The sequence below is a fragment of the Ereboglobus sp. PH5-5 genome, assembly GCF_029504805.1.
GTDB lineage: Bacteria > Verrucomicrobiota > Verrucomicrobiia > Opitutales > Opitutaceae > Ereboglobus.
In genome coordinates, this window is sequence record NZ_JAQFIT010000002.1 from 220,232 (window position 1) to 245,908 (window position 25,677).

The following is a 25,677-nucleotide window of genomic DNA, read 5'->3' on the forward strand; positions in this document are numbered from 1 at the left end:
GATTACGCGGCAACCGCGCTCCAGAAGCGGCATTCGTCGGAGAACTCGCGCACGGCGCGCGACTCGGCGCTCACTTTGCTGCGCAACGAATCGAACGTGTGCCGCCAGCCCGTCACCGCGAGGTCGGCGAGAATCTCGGCGCGCGTGGGCAGGTGCATGAAGGTGCGCCCCGTTTCGTCCTCAAAATAACGGTCGCCAAACTCGACAAGGCACGGGTCCTGCCGCCCCTCGGCCCAGCGATCCGCCTCCATGCGCCAGAGGATGTGCTCGCCCGCGCCGCCGCACTCGCGATCGTGCGTGGTGAAGAGCAACGGCGCGCCGGGCTTGCAAACGGCGCGCAGCTCAAGGAGCGCGGCGATGCGGTTTTTGCGTCCGGGGATTTGCATCAGGCCGTTGAACATAAAAAGCGCGCCCTCGAACCGCGGCTCGCCTCCAAAGCCGCCGGCTTTGCGCAATCGCGTGGCGTCGGCGAGATGCACGCGGATGTTCGCGCCGGGCGCGCGCTCATCGACAAGGCTGCGCGCCTGGTCGACAAGTTCCTCCGCAAAATCGAACGCGGTGATGTTGCGGTAGCCGAGATCGTGCAGCCCCATCGTCACGCGGCCCGCGCCGCAACCCGCCTCGATGAGCGGCGCGTCGGGATTGGTGAAAAAACGCTGGATGAGAATGCTCTCGGATTTCCAAAGCCCGAGAAAATGCGCCGCGCGCGCATAGTGGATGACGGTGTTAGGATCGTTGAAATCGTTCCGAACCGTGGCGGAGGTGATTTTGGTGGCGAATACCGAATTGTCCAATTTCGAGGATTTCATCGATGTGCGTTGATGAAATTCACCGCGCCTTTCCTTACGTTTTTCCCCCATTTTTCAATTTTTTTGTCTCCGTATATTTCGATGAGATTGGAATCATATTTAACATATAACGCGTGCTTGGTGTTGCCGCGCTGATAGCTTCCAATAATGAGCGAATCATTCATGTTCTCGGTTTTCCATTGATATGCGTCAAATCCGCGGAGAACAGCCGCTTTGGCTTTTTCCAGCGATGTTCCGGCAGGCAATGGGGCGTCGGCGAGTTTCTCTCCCCATCGGTCCTGAGGACAATCCAAGCTGAAGCGGATAAGATCGTCAGGGTTTACATGCTTCAGCTCACTGGTAAGTTTCTTTTTTATTTCCTTTATCCAGTCCTCATCCAGTTCATCGCCATAAATATTCAATGTTGAATTCGCGTATTTCGCATAAAATCCTCCGCGGTGCAACGGCTTCACTAATTTACTTGCGATGAACACCCCCTCGCCTGCGTGCTCTTTCTTCCAAGCACGATGAGCGAGCACATTCTCCACGCATTTGATAACCAAGTCCGCCTGTAACGCGCTATTGGTGATCGGGATCGAGACACGCTTTTTGCCCCAGTCGGCTTCGTTATGCGACAGGGACATTGGTGTCATGGTGGCAAACTGGTTTCTGTATTGTTGGCGGTATGTGTCGATTATGCCGGCCAATTCGGCGTCCTTGTTTTCGTCAATGCGCACCAGATATGAGATGCTCGTTTTTTTATAGGATCTGGATGTATGGGAAAAATAAGTAAGAGCGTGGATTTGACCGGGCATTCCCACTATGGTTCGCTTGAAAACATTTGGCACGGGAGCCCTCTTGGCCGCCCTAGTTTCTTTGCTATCAAAAAGGCCTATGACATCCTTAACCAAACCTGGTTCTGGCCGGTATTCATCGGGCGCCCCCCAAGGTTTGGCTGATATTACATGGACGCCAGGTTTGAGATCGACAAATGCCCATGTCGTTTTTTTGTCGAATATGGCCGGTGGATTGAAACCAAGCGGCCGATCGTCAATCCGCACATCCAGTCCGAGCTCGATCATGAGGGTCGTCACTTGTGATTGTGGCAAAACATCCGGTTCATCGTATGCCAGATATACGTGCGGCGCTTTTTCTTTATATGTCGCCAATGAAGCTTTCGCGGCGAAGGCGCAGATGGGTGAGAGTAACAGCATCGTCACGCAGAGTGACGCATGTATTGAGGGTTTGATCATGGGGTTTTATTATTAGGATACGTTTGATAGGGAAACCGAATGAGGTGAGCGAGCACCAATGGCATCGAATACCCGCGCATAAATCGCATCCGGCGAAAGGCCGTGCGCGGCGCGCAGCGTGGCGGCATCGGTGCCGTGCCCGACAAACGCATCCGGCCAGCCAATGCACTCGACAGGCGTCGTGACGCCGGCATGTTGCAACGTTTCAAGCACCGCGCTGCCGAATCCGCCGGTGAGCACATGGTCCTCCATCGTCACGAGCAGCGGCGCTTTCGCGGCGTGCGCGAGCAGGAGTTCGCTGTCGAGCGGCTTGGCGAAGCGGGCGTTGACCACGCCGACGCTGAGATTGTTTTCAAGCGCGAGGCGGTCGGAAAGCGCGAGCGCGTCGCGCACCATCGTGCCAAGCGCCCAGATCATCGCGTGCGCGCCTTCGCGCAACACCTCGGCTTTTCCGACGGGAAGCGCGGAAGGCTCCGCCTTGACCGGAACACCTTGCGCCGCGCCGCGCGGGTAGCGGATGAACATGGGGGCGTTTGCCGTGAGCGCCGTGTGCATCATGTCAACCAACTCGTCCTCGTCCTTCGGTTGCATGATGACGGCGTTTGGCACGAGGCGCAGATATGCGATGTCGAAGAGTCCGTGGTGCGTGGCCCCGTCGTTCGGCGAAAGCCCGGCGCGGTCCATGCAGAAAGTGACGGGCAGGTTTTGCAGGCAAACGTCGTGCAAAATCGGGTCGAGGCTGCGCTGGAGAAACGTCGAGTAAATCGCGACAACGGGGCGGATGTTTTTCGTGGCAAGCCCCGCCGCAAAAACAACGGCGTGTTCCTCGGCGATGCCGACATCAAAAAACTGGCGGGGCAGCTCGGCCGCGAGGTGGTTGAGCCCGGTGCCGGAAGGCATCGCCGCCGTGATGCCGACAATGCGCGGATCGGCCTTGGCAAACTTTGTGAGCGTGCGTCCAAACACCTCCTGCCACGCGGGCGGCGCGTCCGTCTTTACCGTCTCGCCGGTCGCCGGATCGTAGGGGCTCGCGCCGTGGAATTTTTCGGGCGAGTTGATCGCGGCGGGCAGGCCGAGCCCTTTTTTTGTGAGGACGTGGACGAGGATTGGCGAGTCGGACTGCTTCGCGAACTCGAGCCGGGCGGCAAGCTCGTCAATATCGTGGCCGTTGACGGGGCCGATGTAGCGGAGGCCGTATTTTTCGAAAAGGGATGACTCGACAAAAAAATCCTTCGTTTCGCGCTTCCACTTCATCCAGGTGCGGTGCATTTCCTGCCCGCGCGGCAGCGAGGTGAAGAATTTTTCGAGATCGTTGTGGATTTTGTTGTAAGTGGGGCTGGTGCTCAGGCGCGTGAGGTAGCGCGAGATGGCGCCGACGTTGCGCGCGATCGACCACTCGTTGTCGTTGAGGATGACGATGAGGCGCTTCGTGGATGTGATGATGTTGTTGAGCGCCTCCATGGTGACGCCGCAGGTGAACGCCCCGTCGCCGCAAACCGCGACGATGTGCTCGTCGGTGCCGTTAAGGTCGCGCGCGGCGGCCATGCCAAGCGCGGCGCTGAGCGCGGTGCCGGCGTGGCCCGCGCCGAAGCTATCGTGCGGAGACTCGGCGCGATTGCAGAAGCCCGACACTCCGCCGGTATGCCGGAGTTTTTTGAAAAACTCGCCGCGCCGCCCCGTGAGCAGCTTGTGCACGTAGGCCTGGTGCGAGACGTCGAAAACAATTTGGTCCTTTGGAGTGTCGAAAACGCGATGCAGCGCGATGGTGAGCTCGACAACACCGAGGTTCGGCCCCACGTGCCCGCCGTTGCGCGAGGTGACGGCGATAATCTCGTCGCGGATTTCCTGCGCCAGGCGCGGCAGCTCATCCGGCGGCAGTTTCTTGAGGTCCGCGGGCGAGTTGATCGCGTCGAGCACGCGCGCTTCGCCGTCGGCCACGGGACGGTCCGGCTGGGAAAATGCGGAAGGGTTGGTGGGCGGACTCATCCGTTATTCGCGGTCGGCAACGGGAAAATCGGCGAGTTCCGCATCGCCGTTTTTCTGTTTCTTGAGCAGCTCGATTTTCATCTCTGCGTCCTTGAGGCGCGCCTCGCAGATTTTGAGCAATTTGCCGCCTTCCTCAAATTTAACGAGCAACTCGGCCAGCGGGGTGTCCCCGGATTCCATCGACTCAATAATTGACTCGAGTTGTTCGAGCGCCTGCTCGAAGGAAAGCGGGGTTTGTCGCGCCCTGGCTGATGTCTGTTTTTTTGCGTCCACGTTGAAAGGACGCAATTAATGAAGTGTGGCGCGCCCGTTTTCAAGGGAGTAAAATGAGCGTGCAGTTCAAAAAAAACGAGCAAGCGCCCGCAACCATGACGGCATGGCGAAGCCCCCGCCATTTGAGTCAAAAGTTTTTCCGGCGATTGCCGGAGACCGTCCCGCCGCCGGCTTATTCGCCAAGCTGCACGTTGTAACGGTTCAGCGATGTGGTTTCGAGACGGGCGAGCTCCGCGAGCGCAAGCCGGAGGTTCACGCGGGCGTCAATCTCGGCAAGGCGGGCGGTGTCGTAATCCTCCTTGGCTTCCTGCACGCGACGGAAGGTGCTCAAGCCCTGGTCGTAACGGGCCTTTTCAAGTTCGTATTGCTGCTCGCTGAGCTTTGTGGCGAGCGTGGTGATTCGCACGCCCTCGTCGCTTGTTTGCACGCTGCGGACTGCGGTGCGCACTTGCACGAGGACGTTTTGGTCGAGCTGCTCGTAGCCAACTTGCAGGGAATCGAGAGAGGCCTTGGCGTTGGCGAGGTTGGCGCGCTCGCGACGCCGGCCCCACGGATAAGTGAGCGTGGCGCCGACGCTCCAATCGTGGTCGTCCTGGCTGAGTGTTTGGTTGAAGGCGCGCCCGAAGGTGCCGCGCGTGGCGTCGTAGCCGGCCGCGCCCACGAGATCGAGTTGGGGGAGACGGTTCCTTTTGGCGACGGCGAGGTCGATTTCGGATTGCTTGATCGCAAGGCGGGTCGAAGCGAGCGACGGCGAGTTGTCGCGGGCGAGCTTGTAGGAGCGGGCGAAGGAAACCGAAACGTCGTCGATTTTGCTCACGGCAAGCGGGCCGATGGCGGCCTCGAATTGGAAGGGGTTGATGAGCGAGAGGAGCGCGTCCTCGGCGTCATTGACGGCTTTTTGCGCAACAATGATATCGCGTTGCGCGGTGGCCACGCCGACCTCGGCCTGAAGCACGTCGAGGTTGGTGGCGGTGCCGACCTGCCGGCGCATTTTGTTTTCCTCGAGGAGCTTTTGCGCGACCTCGAGCGAGAACTTGCGAACTTCAAGGCGCGCGCGGACGAAGTCGAGATTGTAGTAGGCGTCCTCAACGGAGCGGATGGTGGAGAGGACGGTGCTTTTGAGGTCGTAGTTGGAGCGGTCGATGCTGAGTCGCGCGCGTTCGATGGCGGCCTTGTTGACGGTGGAACCGAAGTTTTTGAGAAGGGGTTGCGTGACCCTGAGCGTGAGGCCGCTGCCCCAGGCGGGATCAAAAACAGGAGTGGAGGATGAGGGGCCGGAATAATCCCTGCGGCTGGCGGCGTAACCAAGCTGGAGCGTGGCACCGGTGATTATTTTTTGCGAGACGGAGACGCTGGCGTCGGTTTCATGTGTGCCGGATGCGTTTCCCGTGCCGTAAAGATCGGAGCGGCTATAGGAGCGGTTGGCGTTTGCGGAAAAGCTGGGATCGTATTCAGCCCTGGCGATTTCGAGGGTGTTCACCGCCGATTCAGTGTCGATGCGTTGGATGCGAAGGTCGAAATTTTTGTCGAGCGCCATGGCGACGCATTGCTCGATGGTGAGCAGGGGCGGGGTGTTTTCAGCGGGCCGGGTTTCTGACGCCGGAGGTGTTGGCTGGGCGTTGGCGAATGCGGCGAGGAGGAGGGCGGCGACGGGCGCGAGGGCGAATCGTTTAAGCATGGATGTTTCTGTTTTGAAAACCGGGGGAATGCGTGGTGCGGGTGCTTTATGAACACGCGCGTTGATCAAAAAGTTACAGGTTGGTTGGGCGGGTTGCGCTTGGTGGCGAAATTTCTCTGGTGCTCTAGGACGACTCGCGCCTGACGCATCTCGCGGGCGGTGGTTGCGTTTTTTTGGGATATGCGATGCGTTTTTTTGCACAAAAGCAGAAAAGCTGCGGGCTTTTCTGCTTTTGTTTTATCGAAACATGCCCCGCGCGTTAACGGTTCGTCGTCGGGTCGGTTTTTGCGCGCTCGGCATTGGCGAGGTTGCGGCGATACTGGCTGGCGTATTCCATCGCCTTGCGGCTTGCGATCTGGCTGGCAAAGAGCGCGTAGTTGGGATTGCCCTCCGTGAGATCGGGAAGCTCGCAGCTTTGCGCATAAACGAAGCGCCCGTCCCTGGAAACGATGGACATGTCGGAAACCTCGCCCTGCTTGAGGTGCTCGAGCGCGGCGATAATGTTGCCATCAATGGTCTCGTAGGTCGCGGTGCGGAGCGTGAAGGCGGGAATGGACTTGGTGCTCACGGTCACGCCCTCGGCGGTCGCGGCCTTTGTGGCGGCATCCTCAAAGGTGGAGCCCGCGGCGATCGCGTCCTGAATCCGGCCCTTGAGTTTCTGGCCAAGGGCGACGAAGAGTCTTTGATTTTCCTGCGCGGTGTAATCCTCGGAAACCTTGACGCGCACTTCCTCGAACCCGGGCTCGCGCGCGGGGACCGTGGCCTGCCAGAAAAGGATCACCGCGCCGTTGTTGGTGTTGATGGCGTGGGAAACGCGGTTCTCGGCACCCAGGCTGAACGCCTCGCGCGCAATCGCGTAGCGGCTGTTGCCGAAGCGGGCGGGAGGTTCCTCCTCGGAAAAATCGGGCACGCTGTTGATCGTGGCGTTGTTCTGGATGAGGATGCGGGCGAAGTCGGGCGAGTCGGAGGTGATCTTGTCGGCGTAAAGTTTGTCGGCGAGGTTGCTGGCGGCCTTGTAGGCGGCGTCGATGGCGAGTTGCTGGCGGAGCGAAAGCTCGACCTGCGGTTTCACCTGCGCGTAGTCGTTGTCGGGCGTCGATTCGGCGGGAATCGCCATGCTCTCCGGGGCGGCCGCGGGCTTGGGGAAGCGGGCGGGATTCGCATCATAATGAGCGCGAACCTCGGCCTCGGTCGGCGAGATTCCGGCCATGAAGTGCGTGGCGGCGATTTCCGCGTAGCTAACGCGAACGCGCGGGGAAATGGTGTAGCGGGCGCGATTGGCCTCGAAGTAAGTGGTGAGCTCGAGATCGGAGGGCGCGATGTTTGCCTTGAAACTATCGCGCGCAATGGTCGCGGTCTGGAGCGTCCACGTGCTGTCGAACTGCTTGAGCACTTGCCGCACCTCGGAGGGGAGAACGTAACCCGGGCCGGCGATGAGCCTGGAGGCTGCGGCGATGCGGGCATCCTCGGCGAGGACGCGAGCGAAGTCGGCGGGCGTGGCGCTCACGCCAAGGCGACGGGGATCCTTGCGGATAATGTTGTAGGTGTCGGCGTCGAACCGAGGGGCGTCGCCCTCGCTCCGCTGCGCCATGAAGATGGGGATGCTTTGAATGTATGCCTTGAGCTCGGCGTCCGTCGCCTGGGGCACATTGAGCTGGTTGGCGGTGTGAAGCATCGCGTAACGCTCAAACGAATATTGAGTGACGTCGATGCCGCGCCTGGCGTAGAGAAGCGTGGCGCTCAGGGAGCCGTCGCGCATGATGCGCGAGTAATCCTGCTCGTTGCTCAGATCGAGGTCAAAAAACGGACGCTTGGGGGCCTTGTATTCGCTGCGTCCGAAACCGCCGGCCGTGTTTGTGATAAAAACAAAGGAGATTATGACACCCGCCAGCAGCACGAAGAAGATGATGCGGAAGTGTTGTTGGAAGGTTTTCTGAATCCAAGTAATCATGGGATGTAGGTAGAAAAAGGGAAAACGCTAGACCGGGAGACGGGTGTGTCAACGTGGGAGATTTGGAAAAAGAAAAAACCGCCACGGAGAATTAAAACGCTTTACAGTGGCTGGAAAGCCATGCACGTTTCGCCCTTTTCCAACTTTTCCACCACATAAAACACCATGGGCAATCTGAAGAAGAAACGTCGTCTGAAAATGTCGAAGCACAAACGCCGCAAGCGTTTGAAATCAAATCGTCACAAAAAGCGCACGTGGTAAGGGCGAGCGGTTGCGAGCAATTCGCAACGCGCCTTTTGCCGCCGTCGTTGCACGCAAAAACGACATCACGCCCGCAAAACCATTTCACCCGCTCTCGCAAGGAGCGGGTTTTTTAGCGCAAAATGCGGAGGGTGCGCGGCGCGCATGTGTCACCGCGCACGTCATAAAATTCCGGCATCCACCCGGCAAATGCGTTTTTCAGAACTAGAGATTGACAGTTTTGCGAGAGGTCGTGAGATTCGCCGCCCTTTTCTTACGGCGATCATAGCTCAGTTGGTTAGAGCACAAGATTGTGAATCTTGGGGTCGCGGGTTCGAGTCCCGTTGGTCGCCCCATTTTGCGAGTGTCGCAAGATGTTTTACCCAAGCGCATAAAAGCGCTCCTTGCGCGCCTCCGTGACGCTTGAGGCTCACAAAACCACCATCTCGTCGCGATGCATGACCTCGAGATGTTTGCGCGCCGGATACAACGCGCGCATTTCATCGCCGTGCTTGCCCGCGATTTTTGCGATGTCCTCGCTGCCATATGAAATTTTTCCCCGCGCGATCACGACACCCGCCGACGTGGTGACATTCACGATTTCACCCGCCGCAAAAACGCCCGTCGCACCCGTCACACCCACGGCGAGCAAACTCCGCCCGCGCTCCCGCAGCGCCGGCACCGCGTCGTCCTTCACGCTGATCGCGCACACGGGGCGCTGAAAATAAGCGAGCCAGCGTTTTTTCGATTCCATGGGAATTCCGCTCGGCACAAAAAACGTGCCCGGTCCCGTGCCCGCGAGCAGCCTGTGCATGATTTCCGGCTCCGCGCCGCTGGCGATAAACACACCGCAGCCGGATTTCATGGCGAGTTTCGCGGCGGCGATTTTGCTGATCATGCCGCCGGTCGCCGTGATGCTTGTCGTGCCGCCCGCCATCTCCTCGATCTCGGCTGTGATCTTGTTCACCACAGGCACGATTTTTCCCGTGCCCTTCATGTCGACCAGTCCCGGCGCGGTTGAAAGGATGAACAAATATTGCGCGCCAACCAGGCTCGCGACCATGGCCGAAAGCGTGTCGTTGTCGCCGAACTTGATCTCGGCGGCGCTCACGGCGTCGTTTTCGTTGATCACGGGAATCGTGCCGTAGTCGATCAACGTCTCCAGGCATTTTTTCACGCCGAGGTAACGCTCGCGCCCGCGCATATCCTCGTGAGTGAGCAACACCTGCGCGGCGGTCAGCCCGTGAGGATCGAAGCCGTCCTGCCAGTATTGCATGAGCAGCGACTGCCCGATGGCGGCGCACGCCTGCTTTTTGGAAATATCCCTCGGCCTTTTTTCCAAGCCGAGCCGGCCCATGCCCAGGCCGCCCGCCGCGGACGACACGACGATCACCTCGACACCGCTTGCGCGAAACGCGGCGATCTCGGAGCAAAGCGCGGCGATGCGCGCGGCGTCCAGTTTCCCGATTCCGGTCGTGAGCACACCGGTGCCGAGTTTGATGACAATGCGCTTGGGCTGGACGATGGGTTTCATGCGAAATGGAAACTGCGAATGATTGGGGCACGACCTTACGCGATTATTTTGCCGCCCCGCCAGTCCCAAGTGAACACCATCGCGGCAAAAATGCGGCGCGGCGCGGCGATTTTGTTCGTCAGGCCGCTTGACGACTTTGTTAATGTGCCAGTTTTACCGCGCTCCCACATGCACTCAACCGTCCTCACCACCATCGCCGCCACGGGATTCACCGTCGCGTTTTTTCACGCGGCCATCCCCACGCACTGGCTGCCGTTCGTGCTCGTGTCGCGAGTGCGCGGCTGGTCGCGGGGCAAAACACTCCTCGTCGCGCTCTTCGCCGGACTGGGGCACGTGCTGGTGACAAGCCTGCTCGGGCTCGCGATCGCGTGGCTCGGCTTCGAACTCGATGAACATCTCGGACACGCCTTCACGTGGATCATCGGCGGCGCGTTGATCCTCGTGGGGTGTTTTTATCTCTGGCGGCAATTTCGCGGCAAGGGCGTCTGCCATCATCATGTGCCCGAATCCAACCACACGCCCAGCGAGCACTGCGGCCACGAGGGCGAGCATGACCCGAGCCACTGGGAGGAGGAGCTGACGCAAAGCGCGCTCGCCACCAAGCGCAAAAGCGACTGGACCGTGATCTCGGGCCTGTTCGTGATGCTCACGCTGTCACCCTGCGAGGCGTTTTTGCCCGTGTATCTTTCCGGGGTGCAGTTCGGCTGGCGCGGGTTCTTCACACTGAGCGTGATTCTCGCCGCGGGCGCGCTGGCCGGCATGCTCCTGTTCACATTTCTCACGCTGGTGGGCCTGGAGCGAGTCAACCTAAAGCGCGTCGAACGCTGGGAGGCGGGCCTGCTCGGCATCCTGTTTTGCACACTCGGCGCGCTGTTCATCGTCATCGAAAGCGCCCATGCGCACGCGCACTAAAACGTGAACGCGCCCCTCGACCAAAGGACTTTCCGGCGCGATCTGCTCGCGTGGTATCGCGCCAGTGCTCGCGCGCTTCTCTGGCGCGCCAAACCGTCGCTCTACAAAACCGTTGTCTCCGAGTTCATGCTCCAGCAAACGCAGGTAAAAACCGCCCTGCCCTATTTTGAACGCTGGATTCGCGAGCTGCCCGGTTTCGACGCGCTCGCCGACGCGCCCGAAACGCGCGTGCTCAAACTCTGGGAGGGCCTCGGTTATTACTCGCGCGCCCGCAACCTCCACAAACTCGCGCGCGCCATCACCGCCATGCCCGAGCCGCCGCGCGCGCCCGCCGCGTGGATCGAACTGCCCGGCGTCGGCCCCTACACGGCCGCGGCGATCACAAGCATCTCGTTCGGCGAACCGATCGCGTGCGTGGACGGAAACGTCGTGCGCATCCTCGCGCGGCTGACGGCGGACGGCACTGTGTTTCGCGATTCATCCAGCGCCGCAAAATATTTCACGCCAATCGCCAACACGCTTGTAAACAAAGCCTCCCCCGGCGATCACAACCAGGCCATGATGGAGCTCGGCGCGACCATTTGCACGAGACAAAATCCATCGTGCGCGATCTGCCCCGTCCGCTCCAACTGCGCCGCGACGCGCACGCTTTCACCCGAACAATTCCCAAGGCTCGCCGCAAAAAAAACGGAGGAGCAACGCGTCTGCCGCATTTGGTTTTTGAACACAAAACGCGACGCCGTGCTGCTTCACCGCGCCTCGCCTTCCGCGCGCAGGCTGGCCGGGATATTCGAGCTGCCCTCGCCGGCGGACATCGAATTGGGCGAAAAAGACCTAACCACGAAAAACGCAAAACTGGTTGCCGGGCAAAAACGCAGCATCACGCGCTATCGCATCACGGAAAAGTTTTTCGCACTGACACCCGACGCGCCATTGCGCCGCCGCATCGACGCGCGCATAAAAACCTCCGCGGGCACGCTCCAATGGATCGCCCTGGGCGATCTCGCCAAGATAACCCTTTCCGGCCCCCACCGGCGAATCGTGCAAAAACATTTTGCCTGATTCCGCGCAAGGCGCGCCCACGCACACGCGGTGTCACGCGCCGTCCGTTTCGACATTGAAGGACTCCAGCGCCTCAAGCGCGGCACCTTCCTCGGCGGCTTTTTTCGACGTGCCTCGCCCGCGCCCCATCGGCTTGTCGTTGATGAAAACCACCGCCTCGTATTCCTTGGCGTGATCGCTGCCCGCGGCGTGCTCGACAACGTAGCGCACCGCGTTGTTGCCGTGCGCGGGTTGCACGAGTTCCTGCAAACGGCCCTTCGGATTTTCGGCGGGTTTCATCGACGCAAGGCGTTCCGGCAGCGATCCCAGCAATCCGAGCACAACGCGTCGAGTGACAGCCAGATCGCTGTCGATGTAGATCGCGCCGACGAGCGCCTCAAACGCGTCCTCCAGCGCCGAGTCGCGGTTGCGTCCGCCGGCAGCCTCCTCGCTCGCGCTCACGAGCATGGCTTCGGACAGGCCGATCTCGCGCGCGAGGTCGCTGAGAAATTTTCCCTTGGAAAGCATTGAGCGATATTTGCTCAGCGAGCCCTCGCGGTCGCCGGGAAACATGTCGAAGAGCACCTCGGTCAGCGCGAGTTGAAGGACGGCGTCGCCGAGAAATTCGAGCCGCTGGTTGCTCTCCGCGACATCGGCGTGGTCGTGCAAATACGACGGATGCGTCAGCGCGCGCTCAAGCAGCGCCGGTTCGCGAAATGTGTAGGCGATGCGTTGCTGAAGTTGTGCGATGGCGTCGGTGTTTTCGTCCTGTTTCATTCTACATTATTCATTCTGCATTAGAGGGCGTCAGCCCTCGCTACGAGCTCGCGCTCGCGTAGCGGCGCAGGCCGCGGTTGAAGACAAACACGGCCAGAGAAAACCACACCGCCGCCGCGCCGGCGAGCCAAAGAACATGCGCCGGCGATATTCCGCGCAACAGGGTGTTCGCGGGGATGTTCGACACCACCACGACGGGAATCACATACACAAAGGCCACGTTGATGATGACGCTTTTCACGGCTTCGCGCGGCAGTCGCGAAAATTCCGTCAGCGAAAAATAACTGCCTTCGATGCCCTCGGTTTTGATAATCCAGAACGTGAGCGACACGGCGAGCAGGATGAAGCTGTAACTGATCGCGAGGCTGCACACGAGCAACAGCACATAGGTGACAACCTGCCAGGCGGTCGGCGCGACGCCGAGCTGCCAGAGCGAATAGACCACGAGCGCGATGGCGGCGAACACGTTCATGAGGCTGTCGAGGTCGAGCTTTCGCGTGGAGACCATGAAGAGCACGTTGCCCGGTTGCGCGAGGAAGAAGTCGAAGTTGCCGCTGCGCACATTGCGCCCGAGTTCGAAGATGTTGCTCCAGAAAAATCCCATCATGAGCCGCTGGATAATCATCGACGTGCCGATGAGGAGCATCATCTGGTATTTGTTCCAGCCGGCGATGGAGTCGGTGTGCTCGTAGATCACGGCGATGAGCGCGACATTCACGCCCATCCAAAGCAGCTCGACAATCGACCACATGATGAAGTCGAACCGAAACATCATCGCGCGCACAACGGAGTAGCGCACGCACGCGAGCCAGATGCGGCCATATCGCGGCCCCGCCGCGACACGGCCTAATGTGGAATGTAAAATGGAGAATGAAGAATGCGACGAACCGGCGGCGGGACGAGTCGTCCGGCCTTCGGGTGCCTGCGTGTTGTCTGGGTCATTCTTCATTATACATTTTTCATTCCGCATTAGCCGCGCGGCGGCGTCAGCCGCCGACTGCCGTGTGGCGTCTGAGGCCTCGCGTCCAGAGGAGGCGGGCGATGGTCAGCAAGATAATCATCCAGGCGAATTGCAGCATCAGGCCTTGCGCGGCTCCGGCGGGGTCGTTCAGGCGGCCCGTGAGGATCGCCACGGGGAAATACATTTGGTAATAATAGGGCAGGTATTGCGAGAAGATGAAGAGCGGGCGCGGGAGCAGATCGAGCGGGAAGATTTGTCCGGCGAGGAGCGACTCGATCGCATACGAGAGGACGACAAACGACTGGATTTCGAGAAACCAAAACGTCAGCATTCCGAAGCAAAACGCGATTGTGAACTGGATCACCGCGGACATGGCCAGCGCGGGCAATCCGAAGTATAAGCGCCACGCCTCGCCTTCGCCGAAGGGCAGCTCCACGTAGTCGCGCACGAAGGGCAGCGCGACGAGCAGCGGCACGATCGCCAGCAGCCCCGACACAAATCGCGCCGCGCCAAATATGCTCAGGCGATAGATGAAGTAGTCGATCGGTTTCAGCAGAAACTGGTTGATGAGACCGTTGCGGATTTCCTCGGAGATTTGATAGTCCTCGTTGAACGCGCTGATGAAAAAGCGGATCACCATGAGCGCGATGAAGTAGGTCATGGTTTGCGCGACGTTGAAGCCGCCGATCTCGGTTTTGCCCTCGTAGGCCGCGCTCCAGAGCATGAAGACGACGACGAGGTGAAACGCCGAAAAGCTCGCGCGGATGAGAAAATTCCACCGGTAGATCAGGTTGCTTTGCAGCCCGACGAGAAAGACGTGGCGGTATTTGTTGAGGGAGCGAATCATCGGTTCGTCGTGGGGGCGCACCTTGCGTGCGCCCTGATTATCGAGCGGGTGTTTGCGTGCGTCGCCACAGGGCGTGCGTGGACGAGGGCGCACGCAAGGTGCGCCCCTACGGGGCAGGCATTTCCTTTGGCTCCTTCGGCTCGATCAGTTCGAAGCGGGCGATCAATTCCTTCGCGAGATTTTTGTAGGCGGTGGCGCCGGGGGAGAGCGGGTCGTAGTCGAAGATCGTTTTGCCGAAGCTCGGCGCCTCGCTCAGGCGCACGGTGCGCGGGATCACGGTGTCGAACACTTTTTCGGGAAGATGCTTGCGCACTTCCTCGACGACCTGGCGGGAGAGGTTTGTGCGCACGTCATACATGGTCATCACGATGCCGCCGAGGTCGAGTGCGTCGTTGATGCCGGCGTCCTTGATGCGATTGACGTTGCGCAGGATTTGGCCGAGGCCTTCGAGCGCCATGTATTCGCATTGGAGCGCGATGAGGAGGTGGTCGGCGGCGCCGAGGCCGTTCATCGAGAGCATGCCGAGCGCGGGGGGGCAGTCGAGGATGATGACGCGGAAGCGGCCGGTGTCCTTGAGCGGCTGGAGCACGCCGCGCAGGCGCGCGAGGTAGTTTTCGGTTTGCGCGAGTTCGATTTCCGCGGCGGCCATGTCCTCCTCGCTCGGGATGAGCCAGAGGTTTTTCACCGGCGTTTCGACGATCATGTCGGTGGCGGCGCCTTCGCCGAGGAGCGGGTCGTAGAGGCTTTTGCCCTGCTGTTTCTCGACGCCGATGGCGCTGGTGGCGTTGGCCTGCGGGTCGAGGTCGACGAGGAGCGTCGGGATTTTTCTCGCGGCAAGCGCGGCGGCGAGGTTGACGGCCGTCGTGGTTTTGCCGACGCCTCCTTTTTGGTTCGCGATGGTGAATACGGTGGTGCGCATGTGGTGTGGTTGTGCTGGGGAAGTTCGACTTAAATCGACTTGAGTCGACTCAAGTCGATTTAAGTCGATTTTTTTATTGGTTCAGCGCCATGAGGAATTCGGCGTTGGTTTTGGTTTTCTTGAGGCGCTGGAGGAACATCTCCATGGCGTCGATGGGCGGGATGCCTTGCATGGCGCGGCGCAGGCCGTAGATGCGCAGCATTTCGTCGGGATGGTAGATGAGCTCCTCCTTGCGCGTGCCGGAGCGGTCCATGTTGATCGCGGGGAAGATGCGCTTGTCAACGAGGCCGCGGTCGAGGTGCAGCTCCATGTTGCCGGTGCCCTTGAACTCCTCGAAGATGACTTCGTCCATGCGGCTGCCGGTGTCGACGAGCGCGGTGCCCATGATGGTGAGCGAGCCGCCGCCCTCGATGTTGCGCGCGGCGCCGAAGAAGCGTTTCGGTTTTTGGAGCGCGGTGGCCTCCATGCCGCCGGACATGATTTTGCCGGAATTGGACGCGAGGGCGTTGTAGGCGCGGGCGAGGCGCGTGATCGAGTCGAGGAGGATCACGACGTGCCGGCCTTGCTCGACGAGGCGGCGCGCTTTTTCGCCGACCATCTCGGCGGCGTGCACGTGGCTTTCGGGAGCCTCGTCAAAGGTGGACGCGACGACTTCGCCTTTTGTGTGGCGCTTGAAATCGGTGACTTCCTCGGGGCGTTCGTCAACGAGCAGGAGGATCAACTTCACGTCGGGAAAATTTTCCGAGATGGAGTTGGCCATGTTTTGCAGGAGGATCGTCTTGCCGGTGCGCGGCGGGGCGACGATGAGGCCGCGCTGGCCGAAACCGATTGGCGTGAGGATATCGACGGCGCGCATGGAGACGTCCTTGTGCACGCCGGGCGCCTCGAGGAGAATGCGCTTGAGCGGATAGTAGGGGATGAGCTCCTCGAAGGGCACGGTTTTCGAGATTTCCTCGGGCGGCATGTCCATGACGCTGTTGACCTTGACGACCGACGGGCAGCGTTCGCCCTCGCGGGGAACTTGCACGAGCACTTGCACGCGGTGGCCGCGCTTGAGGCCGTAGCGTTTGACGAGGCTTTCGGGCAGGTAGGCGTTTTCCGGATACAGGCGGTAGTTCACCGATTCGTGCACGATGAAGCCGTAGCCGCGGTCGGTGAGGTCGATGTAGCCGTTGTCGAGGAGGGGAATTTTTTGTTCCGCGGCGACCTTGAAGATGGCGGCGATGAGTTGCTTGCGGTTGGGCGCGCCCTCGAAGGCGGCGTTGCGGTTGCGCGCCTCGGCGGTGAGTTCGGCGAGCGTGAGCGCGTAGAGTTTTTCGAGGTAAATCGGTTCGTGCCCGGAGGCGCTGTCCGCGATTTCGGCGGCAAGCGTGTCGAGCGCGGCGACATCGGCGAAGCGGTCGGGCGCGGGCAGGTCGCCGAAGACGGGGTTGAGGCTCGGCGGGGGCGGTTGCTGCGGATGCTTGCTGGCGTGCTGTCCGTGCTTGGATTGCTGCTCGGCCCACTTGCGCGCCTTCTTTTCCTTTTTCTCGCGCTTGATGCGTTTCCAATAGGATTCGTATGGCTGCTGCTGGCCGCCGCCGTTGTCGCCGCCTTGCTGCTGGTTTTGCTGGGCGGGCTGGGAGCCCTCGGCGGGAGCGGGGGCGTCGGAGGTTTGTTGCGAATCAGCAGGCGCGACGCTTGTGTCGCCGGCTGCCACGTCGGAAACGGAATCGGTGCGCGAAACGGATTCGTCGGCGTCGTGCGCGACCGCGCGGTTCGCATCGGATGCGTCGGAGATGTCGGCGTCGGTCATGGACGCCGATTCGGTCTCCGCGGCGGGTTTGGGCTTGAAGGTTTCGCGCTCCTGTTTTTCCGGCTTGGGAGCGGCATCGTTCGCGGGTTCGTCTTCGGTTTGGCCGAGGGGAAGCTCGTCCACGTTTTCAGTGGCGGCGGCTTTTTTCGTGCGCTTGCGGGGGGCGCGCGTCTTTTTCGGGGCGGGTTCGGTTTCGGGCGCGGGCGCGGTTTCGATTTCAGTGATTGCGGGCTCGGCGGCGGCGGTTTCGGCGGCTTTTTTGGCGCGCGGCGGACGGCCCGGTTTGCGTTTGGGCGCGGGCGCCTCGCCGTCGGTGACTTTCTTGGATCTTGCCATGTTGGAAATAGGTTAAGGTTAAAATTTTAGTTTAATGTTACGGATTAAGGTGAGAATCGGGGGAATCGGGGCACGGGCGCGGAAAGCAGGCGCGCCTCCGTTTGCAGTTCAAACAAGGCGGGCGGCCAAGTGTTTGATCTGGTCTCGGAGAAAATCCGTGCTGCCATCGTTGGACAACACGAAGTCGGCTTTTTCAATTTTTTGGGCCAAGGGCAATTGCTTGGAAATTCGTTGCGCGGCGAGCGTGTGGGAAACACCGCGCCCTGCCAACCGCGCAAACTGAGTTGCGCCAGAAGAGGCCACGCAAACGACGAAATCAAACCAATTTTCCAAACCTTTTTCGTAAAGCAGCGGCGCCTCCACCACCCAATTGGCCGCCCGATCACCCTCAAGTTGCTCCCGCCACAACACATACAACCGCGGCAAGACAAAATCCTCCCACGCGCGCAGCTTCGCCTCGTCCGCAAAAAGCACCCGCGCCAGCGCCGCGCGGTCGATTTGCCCGCAGCCCGCCGCATCGGTGACGATCACCCCCGCGCCAAAACGCCGTTCCGCTTCCGCCACACATTCGGGAGCGGTGAGAATCCGGTCGCGCACGAGCGCATCCGAATCAATGCGCCGGAAGCCCATCTCCTCGAAAATGCGTGTTGCAGTCGATTTGCCGCAACCCATGCCGCCTGTGATTCCTAAAATCATCGGTATTAACAATACGTTATCTGCACAAAAAAATCAGCTAAATGAACACAACTGCAATTACTTAATTGCATTCATGATCAAAATTAATAACACCGTTATTGCAAACATTGTTAAAAAAACATGAACAACGGCTCGCATCTCATAACCGTTGACCAACTGGAGGCCATTCTGACCACCAGCTTCCGGCGGATGTTTCCGGACACAACGATCCACCTTGTGCCCGAAGTTTTCGACCACGTGCAGGCAATGTTTGAAGGCCGCCATCCCGATTACCAAGCCAGCGACACCCCCTACCACAATTTGCAACACACCATGCAAGTCCTTCTGTGCTACAACGGCATCATGGAGGGCTGGCACATGTCCGGCACCGAACCGCGCCTCACCCCGCGCCAATATGAACTCGGCGCTTGCGCCGTGCTCTTTCACGACACCGGATACCTGAAACTGCGCGCCGACACGCAGGGCACGGGCGCCAAATACACATTCACGCATGTCCTCCGAAGCTGCTCGTTTGCCGCGTCCTATCTTCCGCGGCACGGCATCACGCTCGCCGAGATCGATAGCATCCTCGCGATGATTGGTTGCACGGCCTTCACGCAAGGCTCCCGCCATTTTCGCTTCCAGGAACCAATCGACGGCATCGTGGGCTGCGCGGTCGCCACCGCCGACTACCTCGGGCAAATAGCCGCGCCCGATTACCCCGAATCGCTCCCCCTGCTTTTTTCCGAACTCAAGGAATCCGACGACTACGCCAACACCCCCCCCGCCGAACGCCGCTTCAAAACACTGGACGAACTTGTAACCGACACCCCCGTCTTCTGGTGCAAATATGTCCAGCCGCGCCTCGAAAAAGAACTTCTCGGCGTCTATCGCTTCCTCGCCCGCCCCTACCCCGACGGCCCCAACGCCTACATCGACGCCGCCAACGCCAACATCGAGCGGATAGAGAAAAGACTGAAGGACTGAAAGGCTGAAAGACTGTTTCGAGCGCAAGCGACAGTCCGCCAAGGCTGAATCGCTGAAACAACCTTGCGCACCAGCCCGTTCGGTCATTCAGTCCGTCAACTCTTTCAGTCTTTCAGTCTTTCAGTTTTTCAGTCCTTCAGCCCTTTCCTCCCCGCCCATGCTCGCCACCCTCAACTCCGCCACGCTCCAAGGCATCGACGCCGAGCTCGTCCACGTTGAGGTCAACACCGGCGAGGCCGGCGAACTCAAGCTCATCGTCGTCGGCCTGCCCGACACCGCTGTGAAGGAATCCACCGACCGCGTCTTTTCCGCGCTCGGCAACAGCGGCTTCAAAAAACCCTTCTCGCGCACCACAATCAACCTCGCACCCGGCGACCTGCGCAAGGAAGGCCCGCTCTACGACCTGCCCATCGCCCTCGGCATCCTCGCCGCAACACGCGCCGACGGCAGCGCCAAAACCCTCCGCCCCGACGCGCCTCTCGACGACTACCTTATCGCCGGCGAACTCTCGCTCTCCGGCGCCACGCGCCCCATTCGCGGCGCGCTCGCCATCGCCCGCCTCGCCAAACGCCTCGGCAAACGCGGCGTGCTCCTGCCCCTCCAAAACGCCCCCGAGGCCGCGCTTGTTGACGGCATCAATGTCCACGCCGTCGATTCGCTCGACCGCGCATTCCGCTTCCTTAACGGCGACATTTCCCTGCCGCCCGCGCCCCCGCCCGACAGAAACCCGCAACACGACGACGCCATCGGCGACTTCTCCGAAATCAAGGGCCAGCACGCCCTGCGCCGCGCCGTCGAAGTCGCCATCGCCGGCGGCCACAATCTCCTGATGATCGGCCCGCCCGGCTCCGGCAAATCCATGATCGCAAAACGCATCCCCACGATCATGCCCGCGCCCACGCTCGACGAATCGCTCGAAATCCTCGGCATCCACTCCGCCGCCGGGCAAACCATCTCCGGCCCCGTGCAACTCGGCCGCCGCCCCGTGCGCTCCCCGCACCACACCATCTCCGACGTCGGCCTGCTCGGCGGCGGCGCAATCCCAGGCCCCGGCGAAATCTCGCTCGCGCACCACGGCATCCTCTTTCTCGACGAACTGCCCGAGTTCAAACGCTCCGCGCTCGAAGTCATGCGCCAGCCCCTCGAGGACGGCTCGGTCACCATCTCGCGCAGCGCCGGCAAAGTCACGCTCCCGTGCGCCTTTGTCCTCGTCGCCGCGATGAACCCATGCCCCTGCGGTTACCTCGGCGATCCGAAACACGAATGCCGTTGCGCGTCCGCGCAAATCCAGCGCTACCGCTCGCGCATCAGCGGCCCGCTCCTCGACCGCATCGACATCCACATCGAGGCCCCCGCGCTCTCCATTACGGAACTCCGCAACGAAGCCCCCGGCGAATCCTCCTCCGCCATCCGCGACCGCGTGCAAGCCGCGCGCAACCGCCAGCTCGCCCGATTCCAAGGCACCGCCGCCACCGCGAACGCGCGCATGACCCACGCGCAAATCCGCAAACACTGCGCCATCGACAGCACGCTCGGCGACCTCCTCCAGCACGCCATGGAGCAACTCTCGCTCTCCGCGCGCGCCTACGACCGCATCCTGAAAGTCTCGCGCACCATCGCCGACCTCGCCGGCTCCGAAAAAATCGAGTCGCCACACCTCCTCGAAGCCATCCAATACCGCAGTCTCGACCGGAATGTGTTTTATTGAAACAACCTCCAAATCATGACCGCGCCCGCCAACACCACCTATCACGAAACCGTTTATTTCGCCGGCCATGTGCAAGGCGTGGGGTTTCGCTACACCACGATGCAAGTCGCCCGCGAATTCGAAGTCGCCGGTTACGTGACCAATCTTCTCGACGGACGCGTGCATATCGAGGCCGAGGGCCGCGAGGCCGAGGTCAAGGGCTTCATCACCGCGCTCGAGGAGCGCATGCACGGCCACATCCGCAAAACCGAGCGCACCCCGTCCCGTCGCCCGCCGGAGTTCAGCGGATTCGCGATTCGCTGAACACCGCGACGCGCCAAAGTCGCGCCCAGTTGAAACACCCCCGTCGCAACTCCAAAAACAATCGTTTTTGGGCAGGGCGGTTTCTCCGTTCCGGGCGTCGGCGACATTCCGACAACCGTCGCGTTCGGTTTATTTCCTCGTTTTTCCGGTCTTGCCCTTGGCGGATTTGTTGGCGCCCTTTTGTTGCTTGTTTCCACTTCCGGTTTTTTTTGCGGCGGGGACGGGTTTGCTTGAGATTTTTCCGGTGGCGCTGGAATTCAGGACGTTGCCCTTGGAAAGGCTTTCCAGCCATGTCATGTTTTTGTTGAGATAGGCGTTGCCGATTTCATCTCCGAGGTTGTTGCGCACGTCGGCGCGCATCTGGCTGGCAAGGGTTCTGAGCGCCTGTTGTTTTTCCCTCTGCGAGAGCGATTTGTCGGCGGCGATTTGTTGCGAGAGGGAAACCGCCTGGTCGCGCAGGCCGTAAACCTTCTCAACGGTGGCTGCGGGGAGGTCGAAGCGGGCGGCGGCACCCTGGAGCGCGGCGTAGTCGCTGTCGTTGGCTCGGAGGAACTCGGTGTAGCGCTCCGGGCCGAACAGATCGCGAAGCTGCTGCGCGGCGAGTTTTTGGGCGGCGGGATCGTTTTTGGATTCGTTGAGGCTTTGCGCAATGGCGTAGGCGGTTTTGTATTCGGCCTCGGTGGAATCGGGGAGCGCGGCGAAACGCTTGCGCAGTTCGGCGGCGGCGGGCGAATGGCGCAGGTCGTATTCAGCGAGCTCGGCGGGCGAGAGGATGGCCTCGAGGTCGCGGCGCTGCTCCTCGCGAAGGAGTTTACGGCTGGCGTTGTCGGAGGGGACGCGGAAGAGCGAGGTTTCCTCGGCAACGCCTTCGGTCATGTTGGCGTAATCGCGCTGAAGCTGGTAAATCGCGGCGGCTTTGTCGGCGGGCAGGAAACCGTAACGCGTCGTGGCGCGGCTGTTGTATTCGCCCGGAAACAGGCTGGCGGCGCGAGCCTCGATTTGCTCGGAAATCGCGCGGAGCTCGGCGCGCTCGGCGGCGGTGAGTTGTTGTTTGCCGGCGCGCGTTTGCTGCCAGTAGGGTTTGCCCGCGTTTTTGGCCTCGATCATCGCGCGCTGGCGGTCTTGCAATGGTTTCCAGAGCAAGGCCCTCGTGACGTCGCGCGCGACTTCGGGAGGTATGCCGGAGGCGACGAGCTTTTCATGGAGCGCGACAAGCTCCGTTTCGTCCGGGGCGGCGGACATCACGGCGGCTGCCGCGGCGTTGGCGGCGTCGCGCCCCGCTTTTTTGTCCGCGGAGATGCGAATGGCGGGAGTTTTCGCGGGCGCGCCGCGGAAATGCGTGATGACGAGGGCGGCGTTGGCAACAAGCGAAAGCGCGAGCAGGAGGGGGAGGTATTTTTTCATTTTTGCGAAATTGGATTGGCGCAAGCCTTTCGAGACGGCGGCGCGCGAAGCGCGGTTACGCAAACACACAATCCTTGCATCGCGGCGCGCTGCCCGCATCGTGTCGCGCTCGTGGAAAATCCCGTTCGCACCGCCAACTTCCTCGCCGAACGCGACGCGCGCATCGCCGCGCTTCGCGAAACACTCGGCGCGCTTTTGCGCGAGCAGTCGCGCATCACGCTGGAAATCGGTTGCGGGCACGGGCATTTCCTCACGGCCTACGCGGAGGCGCATCCGCAAGCGCCGTTTTGCGCGGGGCTCGACTTGATCGGCGACCGCGTCCGCCGCGCGAATCGCAAATGCGAGCGCGCCGCGCTTGGCGGCAGGCTGGCGTTTGTCCAGGCGGAGGCGGTGGAGTTTTTGTCGGTGCTCCCGGAGCATGTCGCGCTGGCGGATATTTTCATCCTGTTTCCCGATCCGTGGCCGAAGCGCCGGCATCACAAGCACCGGATCATGCGCTCCGAAATCCTCGACCGGCTCGCTGAACGCGCGGAGCCGGGCGCGCGACTTTGCTTCCGGACGGACGACCGCGACTATTTCGCCGCGGCGAGTGAAGTCGTCGGAGAACACCCGCGCTGGCGGCTGCCGGACAAGGACGATCCCGCCGCGACATGGCCGTTTGAGCACGCCACCGTGTTTCAACAAAAGGCCGACGCGCACCAATCGCTTGTGACATTGCGCGCATAAATATGCGACGCCCCGCAATGACATCAAGTGCATGAGGCGGAGTTGCATCCACTTGCCGCCGAAAGTAGCCCGCTCGTATGTCAAAATCGACCGTTTGCGTCTTTTTCTTAGCGCATCGCAAGCCGCGCCGGCATCTTCGGAATAAAATTTTCCGCCGTTGACGCAACCTGTTCGTTTCGATTATTCGACATTCTTTAGTGTCCAAATAACCATAACCCTGACAGCTCTTCGGTATTCCAAAACAATCATGTCTCGTGGCAAAATAACAACCCTGGCCCTTTCAGTTTTCGCATTCGCGACGGCGGCTTTTGCATCAGGAGCAGAAGACGTTTCCGCAAAGGCAGCTATTCTGATTGATTTTGGAAATGGTTGGACAATTTCCAACAGCATGGCCACGGGCTGGCTTGTATCGCTTGCGATTATTTGCGTGGTTATTTTTGCCCTGCGCCGTCCGCAAATTTTTCCGTCAAAAATGCAGGCGGTCTTTGAAACCCTGATTGAGTCGTTGCGTGGTTTGTTTGAACCCATTGTGGGCAAAAAAGCATTCCCTGCCGTCTTTCCCCTGCTAATCACTCTGTTCGTTTTTATCCTGCTGCAAAACTGGATGGGGCTTTTGCCCGGCGTCGGAACGATGGGTTTCGGACATGACGTTGACGGGCACTTTCATCTGACCACACCGCTTGTCCGGCCATTTACCGCCGATTTCAACGGTGCCGCCGCACTTGCAATCGTTTCGTTCGTGGCGTTCCTCATCATCATTTTCAAATACGCGGGAGCCAAGGCGGTATTTTACGATTGGTTCGGCAACAAGGCGGACAAAAAGGAAACTCCCCGCATGCTTTATTACATGCTCTCGATTGTTTTTCTGCTTGTCGGATTCATCGAGGTTTTTTCCGTGGCAATACGTCCGATAACTCTCTCCGTGCGTCTCTTTGGCAATATTTTTGGCGGCGAAAGCCTGCTTCATGGCACGGGATATTTTTTCATATTTTACTTTCTGGAACTGCTTGTGGGGTTGATCCAGGCCCTCGTGTTCACACTCCTAAGCGCCACATATATCGGCCTCATATGCAACCACGATGACGGTGAACATAATGATGACAGCGAAAAGCATCACCCCGTCGTAACGCCGCCTCCTCCCGCAACACAATAATCACTTTTCCGTCGGGAGCGTGCCATGAGCGCGCACGGCGGCAACTCCAACCACCATAAAAAAACAAAATCATATGCACGACATCATCGCTCAAGTCACGACAAGTGGCATCACAGGTAACATCACCAGCGCTCTCGGTCTGCTCGGTGCCGCCATCGGCGTCGGACTCATCGGCAACAAGGCTGCCGAAGCCGTCGGACGCAACCCGGGGGCTTCCGGCAAAATTCTGGTCCAAGCCATTATCGCCATGGCCCTCGCAGAAGGCCTCGGTATTCTTTCGCTGATTCTGGCGTAAACTATTTTGAAAACACGTTTCGGGCCGCATATCGCGCGCCCGAAGCCGACTCACAGGTTCGTTCACGTTAGGAAACAGCACGCCTCCAAAAACTCATGCTGAACACACTTTATCTCGCAGTAGCCACCGCTCAACAAACAGCCGAAGCACATTCGCCCGGTATTGTTGAAAGACTCGGTGTCGAGCCCAAGGCCATCATCGTCCAGCTCATCAGCTTCCTTATTCTTTTTGGAGTGCTGTATTGGTTCGGCATCAAGCCCGTCATCGCCACGATGGGTGCGCGCCAGAAAAAAATCGACGAGGGCATCAAATACGCCGGGCAAATGAAGGCCGAGCTCGCCGCCGCGCAGCAAAAGCAGGAGGCGATCCTCCGCGAGGCGCAAACCAAGGCGCAACAAATCATCGCCGACACGCAAAAATCCGCCAAGGAATACGCCGACAAACAACAGCAGGAAGCCGTCGCGCGCGCCGCCGACATCGTCGCCAAGGCGCAGCAGGCCGTCGAGCTCGAGCACAAGAAAATGCTCGCCGACGCCCGCGGCGAAATCGCCCGCCTCGTCGTCGCCACCACCGAGCGCGTGCTCGCAAAAAAACTCTCCGACGCCGACCGCGCCTCCTACAACGAAACCGCGGCGCAGGAACTCACCAACGTCTAAGCCCGACCACTTTTCACGCATCCGATGAAGCCCGGCAAAAAAACAACCCAGTTCGCCCGCCAGCTTGTGAAGTTGAGTCTCGGCGCCGACGGACGCCCCTCGTCCGAACGCGTCGCCGCCGTGCTCGTTTGCGTTGAAAAGATGAAACCCTCCGGCGCGATCGCGCTCCTCAAAGCCTACCGGCATTTTCTCGCAATCGAAGTCGCGCGCACGCAGGCGCTCATCGAGCACGCCGGCCCGGTCAGCGACGCGATCATCGCGCAAATCGCCGCCGCCATGACAAAACACTACGCGCGCCCCGTCGCGCCCGCGCCGAAACCCGCGCCCGAACTCCTCGCCGGCCTCCGCGTCCGCGTCGGCGACGACGTCTATGACGCTTCAGTTGCCGGTTCGCTCGAACAACTCTCCGCCAGCGTCGCCTCCTGAACCATCCGCGCCGCGCCTGCATTTTCACACTTCATCTTTCACTCTTCACTCTT

At 60.4% G+C, this 25,677-nt stretch carries 25 protein-coding genes and 1 tRNA gene; 12 read left to right on the top strand and 14 right to left on the bottom strand.

What is annotated here, in order from left to right:
• Window positions 1–2: 2 nt before the first annotated feature.
• The 6 genes from M2103_RS02020 to M2103_RS02045 form a co-directional block, all read right to left on the bottom strand.
• Window positions 3–809, bottom strand: a complete 807-nt coding sequence (locus tag M2103_RS02020; protein WP_277508416.1) for a class I SAM-dependent methyltransferase — start codon at window positions 807–809, stop codon at window positions 3–5.
• A complete protein-coding gene (locus tag M2103_RS02025) occupies window positions 806–2,041 on the bottom strand; it encodes a hypothetical protein (RefSeq protein WP_277508417.1) in 1,236 nt (411 codons plus the stop codon). The genes M2103_RS02020 and M2103_RS02025 overlap by 4 nt, the downstream gene beginning before the upstream one ends.
• A 12-nt stretch (window positions 2,042–2,053) precedes the next feature.
• Window positions 2,054–4,027 carry a 1-deoxy-D-xylulose-5-phosphate synthase gene (dxs, locus tag M2103_RS02030; protein WP_277508418.1) on the bottom strand — a complete coding sequence of 658 codons (1,974 nt, stop codon included), beginning with the start codon at window positions 4,025–4,027 and terminating at the stop codon, window positions 2,054–2,056.
• A gap of 3 nt (window positions 4,028–4,030) precedes the next feature.
• Window positions 4,031–4,300 (bottom strand): exodeoxyribonuclease VII small subunit, encoded by a 270-nt coding sequence (gene xseB, locus M2103_RS02035; protein WP_236919106.1) that lies wholly within the window; start codon window positions 4,298–4,300, stop codon window positions 4,031–4,033.
• A 172-nt stretch (window positions 4,301–4,472) separates the two neighbouring features.
• Complete coding sequence (locus M2103_RS02040) at window positions 4,473–5,978, bottom strand: TolC family protein (RefSeq protein ID WP_277508420.1); 1,506 nt, start codon at window positions 5,976–5,978, stop codon at window positions 4,473–4,475.
• A gap of 259 nt (window positions 5,979–6,237) precedes the next feature.
• On the bottom strand, window positions 6,238–7,929 hold the full coding sequence (locus M2103_RS02045) for a peptidyl-prolyl cis-trans isomerase (RefSeq protein WP_277508421.1): 1,692 nt from the start codon (window positions 7,927–7,929) through the stop codon (window positions 6,238–6,240).
• Window positions 7,930–8,094: 165 nt separating this feature from the next.
• Between M2103_RS02045 and M2103_RS02050 the strand changes: the two genes are divergently transcribed.
• Both M2103_RS02050 and M2103_RS02055 read left to right on the top strand, forming a co-directional pair.
• Window positions 8,095–8,190: an AURKAIP1/COX24 domain-containing protein gene (locus M2103_RS02050; RefSeq protein WP_013044013.1), complete on the top strand. Its 96-nt coding sequence runs from the start codon at window positions 8,095–8,097 to the stop codon at window positions 8,188–8,190.
• Between the two features lie 258 nt (window positions 8,191–8,448).
• Window positions 8,449–8,525, top strand: a tRNA-His gene (locus M2103_RS02055).
• Between the two features lie 74 nt (window positions 8,526–8,599).
• On the opposite strand, the gene proB is transcribed toward M2103_RS02055, so the two are convergent.
• On the bottom strand, window positions 8,600–9,703 hold the full coding sequence (gene proB / locus M2103_RS02060) for a glutamate 5-kinase (protein ID WP_277508424.1): 1,104 nt from the start codon (window positions 9,701–9,703) through the stop codon (window positions 8,600–8,602).
• Between the two features lie 168 nt (window positions 9,704–9,871).
• Between proB and M2103_RS02065 the strand changes: the two genes are divergently transcribed.
• A complete protein-coding gene (locus tag M2103_RS02065; RefSeq protein ID WP_277508425.1) occupies window positions 9,872–10,615 on the top strand; it encodes a hypothetical protein in 744 nt (247 codons plus the stop codon).
• Window positions 10,616–10,618: 3 nt separating this feature from the next.
• A complete protein-coding gene (locus tag M2103_RS02070; RefSeq protein WP_277508426.1) occupies window positions 10,619–11,677 on the top strand; it encodes an A/G-specific adenine glycosylase in 1,059 nt (352 codons plus the stop codon).
• Between the two features lie 33 nt (window positions 11,678–11,710).
• Here the strand turns inward: M2103_RS02070 and rnc are convergent, their stop codons facing one another.
• The 6 genes from rnc to coaE all read right to left on the bottom strand — a co-directional run bounded on the left by rnc (window position 11,711) and on the right by coaE (window position 17,987).
• Window positions 11,711–12,433 carry a ribonuclease III gene (rnc, locus tag M2103_RS02075; RefSeq protein ID WP_277508427.1) on the bottom strand — a complete coding sequence of 241 codons (723 nt, stop codon included), beginning with the start codon at window positions 12,431–12,433 and terminating at the stop codon, window positions 11,711–11,713.
• 40 nt (window positions 12,434–12,473) lie between these two features.
• Window positions 12,474–13,382: an ABC-2 family transporter protein gene (locus M2103_RS02080; RefSeq protein ID WP_277508428.1), complete on the bottom strand. Its 909-nt coding sequence runs from the start codon at window positions 13,380–13,382 to the stop codon at window positions 12,474–12,476.
• Between the two features lie 37 nt (window positions 13,383–13,419).
• Window positions 13,420–14,241 carry an ABC-2 family transporter protein gene (locus tag M2103_RS02085; protein ID WP_277508429.1) on the bottom strand — a complete coding sequence of 274 codons (822 nt, stop codon included), beginning with the start codon at window positions 14,239–14,241 and terminating at the stop codon, window positions 13,420–13,422.
• A 106-nt stretch (window positions 14,242–14,347) separates the two neighbouring features.
• On the bottom strand, window positions 14,348–15,160 hold the full coding sequence (locus M2103_RS02090; protein WP_277508430.1) for a ParA family protein: 813 nt from the start codon (window positions 15,158–15,160) through the stop codon (window positions 14,348–14,350).
• A gap of 73 nt (window positions 15,161–15,233) precedes the next feature.
• Window positions 15,234–17,291, bottom strand: coding sequence for a transcription termination factor Rho (gene rho / locus M2103_RS02095; RefSeq protein ID WP_277508431.1), 2,058 nt, complete (start codon window positions 17,289–17,291; stop codon window positions 15,234–15,236).
• A gap of 108 nt (window positions 17,292–17,399) precedes the next feature.
• Window positions 17,400–17,987 carry a dephospho-CoA kinase gene (coaE, locus tag M2103_RS02100; protein WP_277508432.1) on the bottom strand — a complete coding sequence of 196 codons (588 nt, stop codon included), beginning with the start codon at window positions 17,985–17,987 and terminating at the stop codon, window positions 17,400–17,402.
• A gap of 120 nt (window positions 17,988–18,107) precedes the next feature.
• Between coaE and M2103_RS02105 the strand changes: the two genes are divergently transcribed.
• The 3 genes from M2103_RS02105 to M2103_RS02115 all read left to right on the top strand — a co-directional run bounded on the left by M2103_RS02105 (window position 18,108) and on the right by M2103_RS02115 (window position 20,964).
• A complete protein-coding gene (locus tag M2103_RS02105) occupies window positions 18,108–18,953 on the top strand; it encodes a hypothetical protein (protein ID WP_277508433.1) in 846 nt (281 codons plus the stop codon).
• A 157-nt stretch (window positions 18,954–19,110) separates the two neighbouring features.
• Window positions 19,111–20,661 (top strand): YifB family Mg chelatase-like AAA ATPase, encoded by a 1,551-nt coding sequence (locus M2103_RS02110; protein WP_277508436.1) that lies wholly within the window; start codon window positions 19,111–19,113, stop codon window positions 20,659–20,661.
• Window positions 20,662–20,676: 15 nt separating this feature from the next.
• Window positions 20,677–20,964: an acylphosphatase gene (locus tag M2103_RS02115; RefSeq protein WP_277508438.1), complete on the top strand. Its 288-nt coding sequence runs from the start codon at window positions 20,677–20,679 to the stop codon at window positions 20,962–20,964.
• Window positions 20,965–21,093: 129 nt separating this feature from the next.
• Here M2103_RS02115 and M2103_RS02120 read toward each other — a convergent pair whose 3' ends face one another.
• Window positions 21,094–22,368, bottom strand: a complete 1,275-nt coding sequence (locus M2103_RS02120; RefSeq protein WP_277508439.1) for a hypothetical protein — start codon at window positions 22,366–22,368, stop codon at window positions 21,094–21,096.
• Between the two features lie 111 nt (window positions 22,369–22,479).
• On the opposite strand from M2103_RS02120, the gene M2103_RS02125 reads away from it, so the two are divergent.
• The 5 genes from M2103_RS02125 (at window position 22,480) to M2103_RS02145 (ending at window position 25,624) form a co-directional block, all read left to right on the top strand.
• Window positions 22,480–23,094, top strand: coding sequence for an SAM-dependent methyltransferase (locus tag M2103_RS02125; RefSeq protein ID WP_277508440.1), 615 nt, complete (start codon window positions 22,480–22,482; stop codon window positions 23,092–23,094).
• A gap of 247 nt (window positions 23,095–23,341) precedes the next feature.
• Window positions 23,342–24,247 (top strand): F0F1 ATP synthase subunit A, encoded by a 906-nt coding sequence (locus M2103_RS02130; RefSeq protein WP_277508441.1) that lies wholly within the window; start codon window positions 23,342–23,344, stop codon window positions 24,245–24,247.
• Between the two features lie 73 nt (window positions 24,248–24,320).
• Window positions 24,321–24,542, top strand: a complete 222-nt coding sequence (locus tag M2103_RS02135; protein ID WP_277508442.1) for an ATP synthase F0 subunit C — start codon at window positions 24,321–24,323, stop codon at window positions 24,540–24,542.
• Window positions 24,543–24,637: 95 nt separating this feature from the next.
• Window positions 24,638–25,198 (top strand): F0F1 ATP synthase subunit B, encoded by a 561-nt coding sequence (gene atpF / locus M2103_RS02140; protein ID WP_277508443.1) that lies wholly within the window; start codon window positions 24,638–24,640, stop codon window positions 25,196–25,198.
• 24 nt (window positions 25,199–25,222) lie between these two features.
• Entirely contained in the window at window positions 25,223–25,624 is a 402-nt protein-coding gene (locus M2103_RS02145; RefSeq protein WP_277508445.1) for a F0F1 ATP synthase subunit delta, read from the top strand.
• Window positions 25,625–25,677 lie beyond the last annotated feature (53 nt).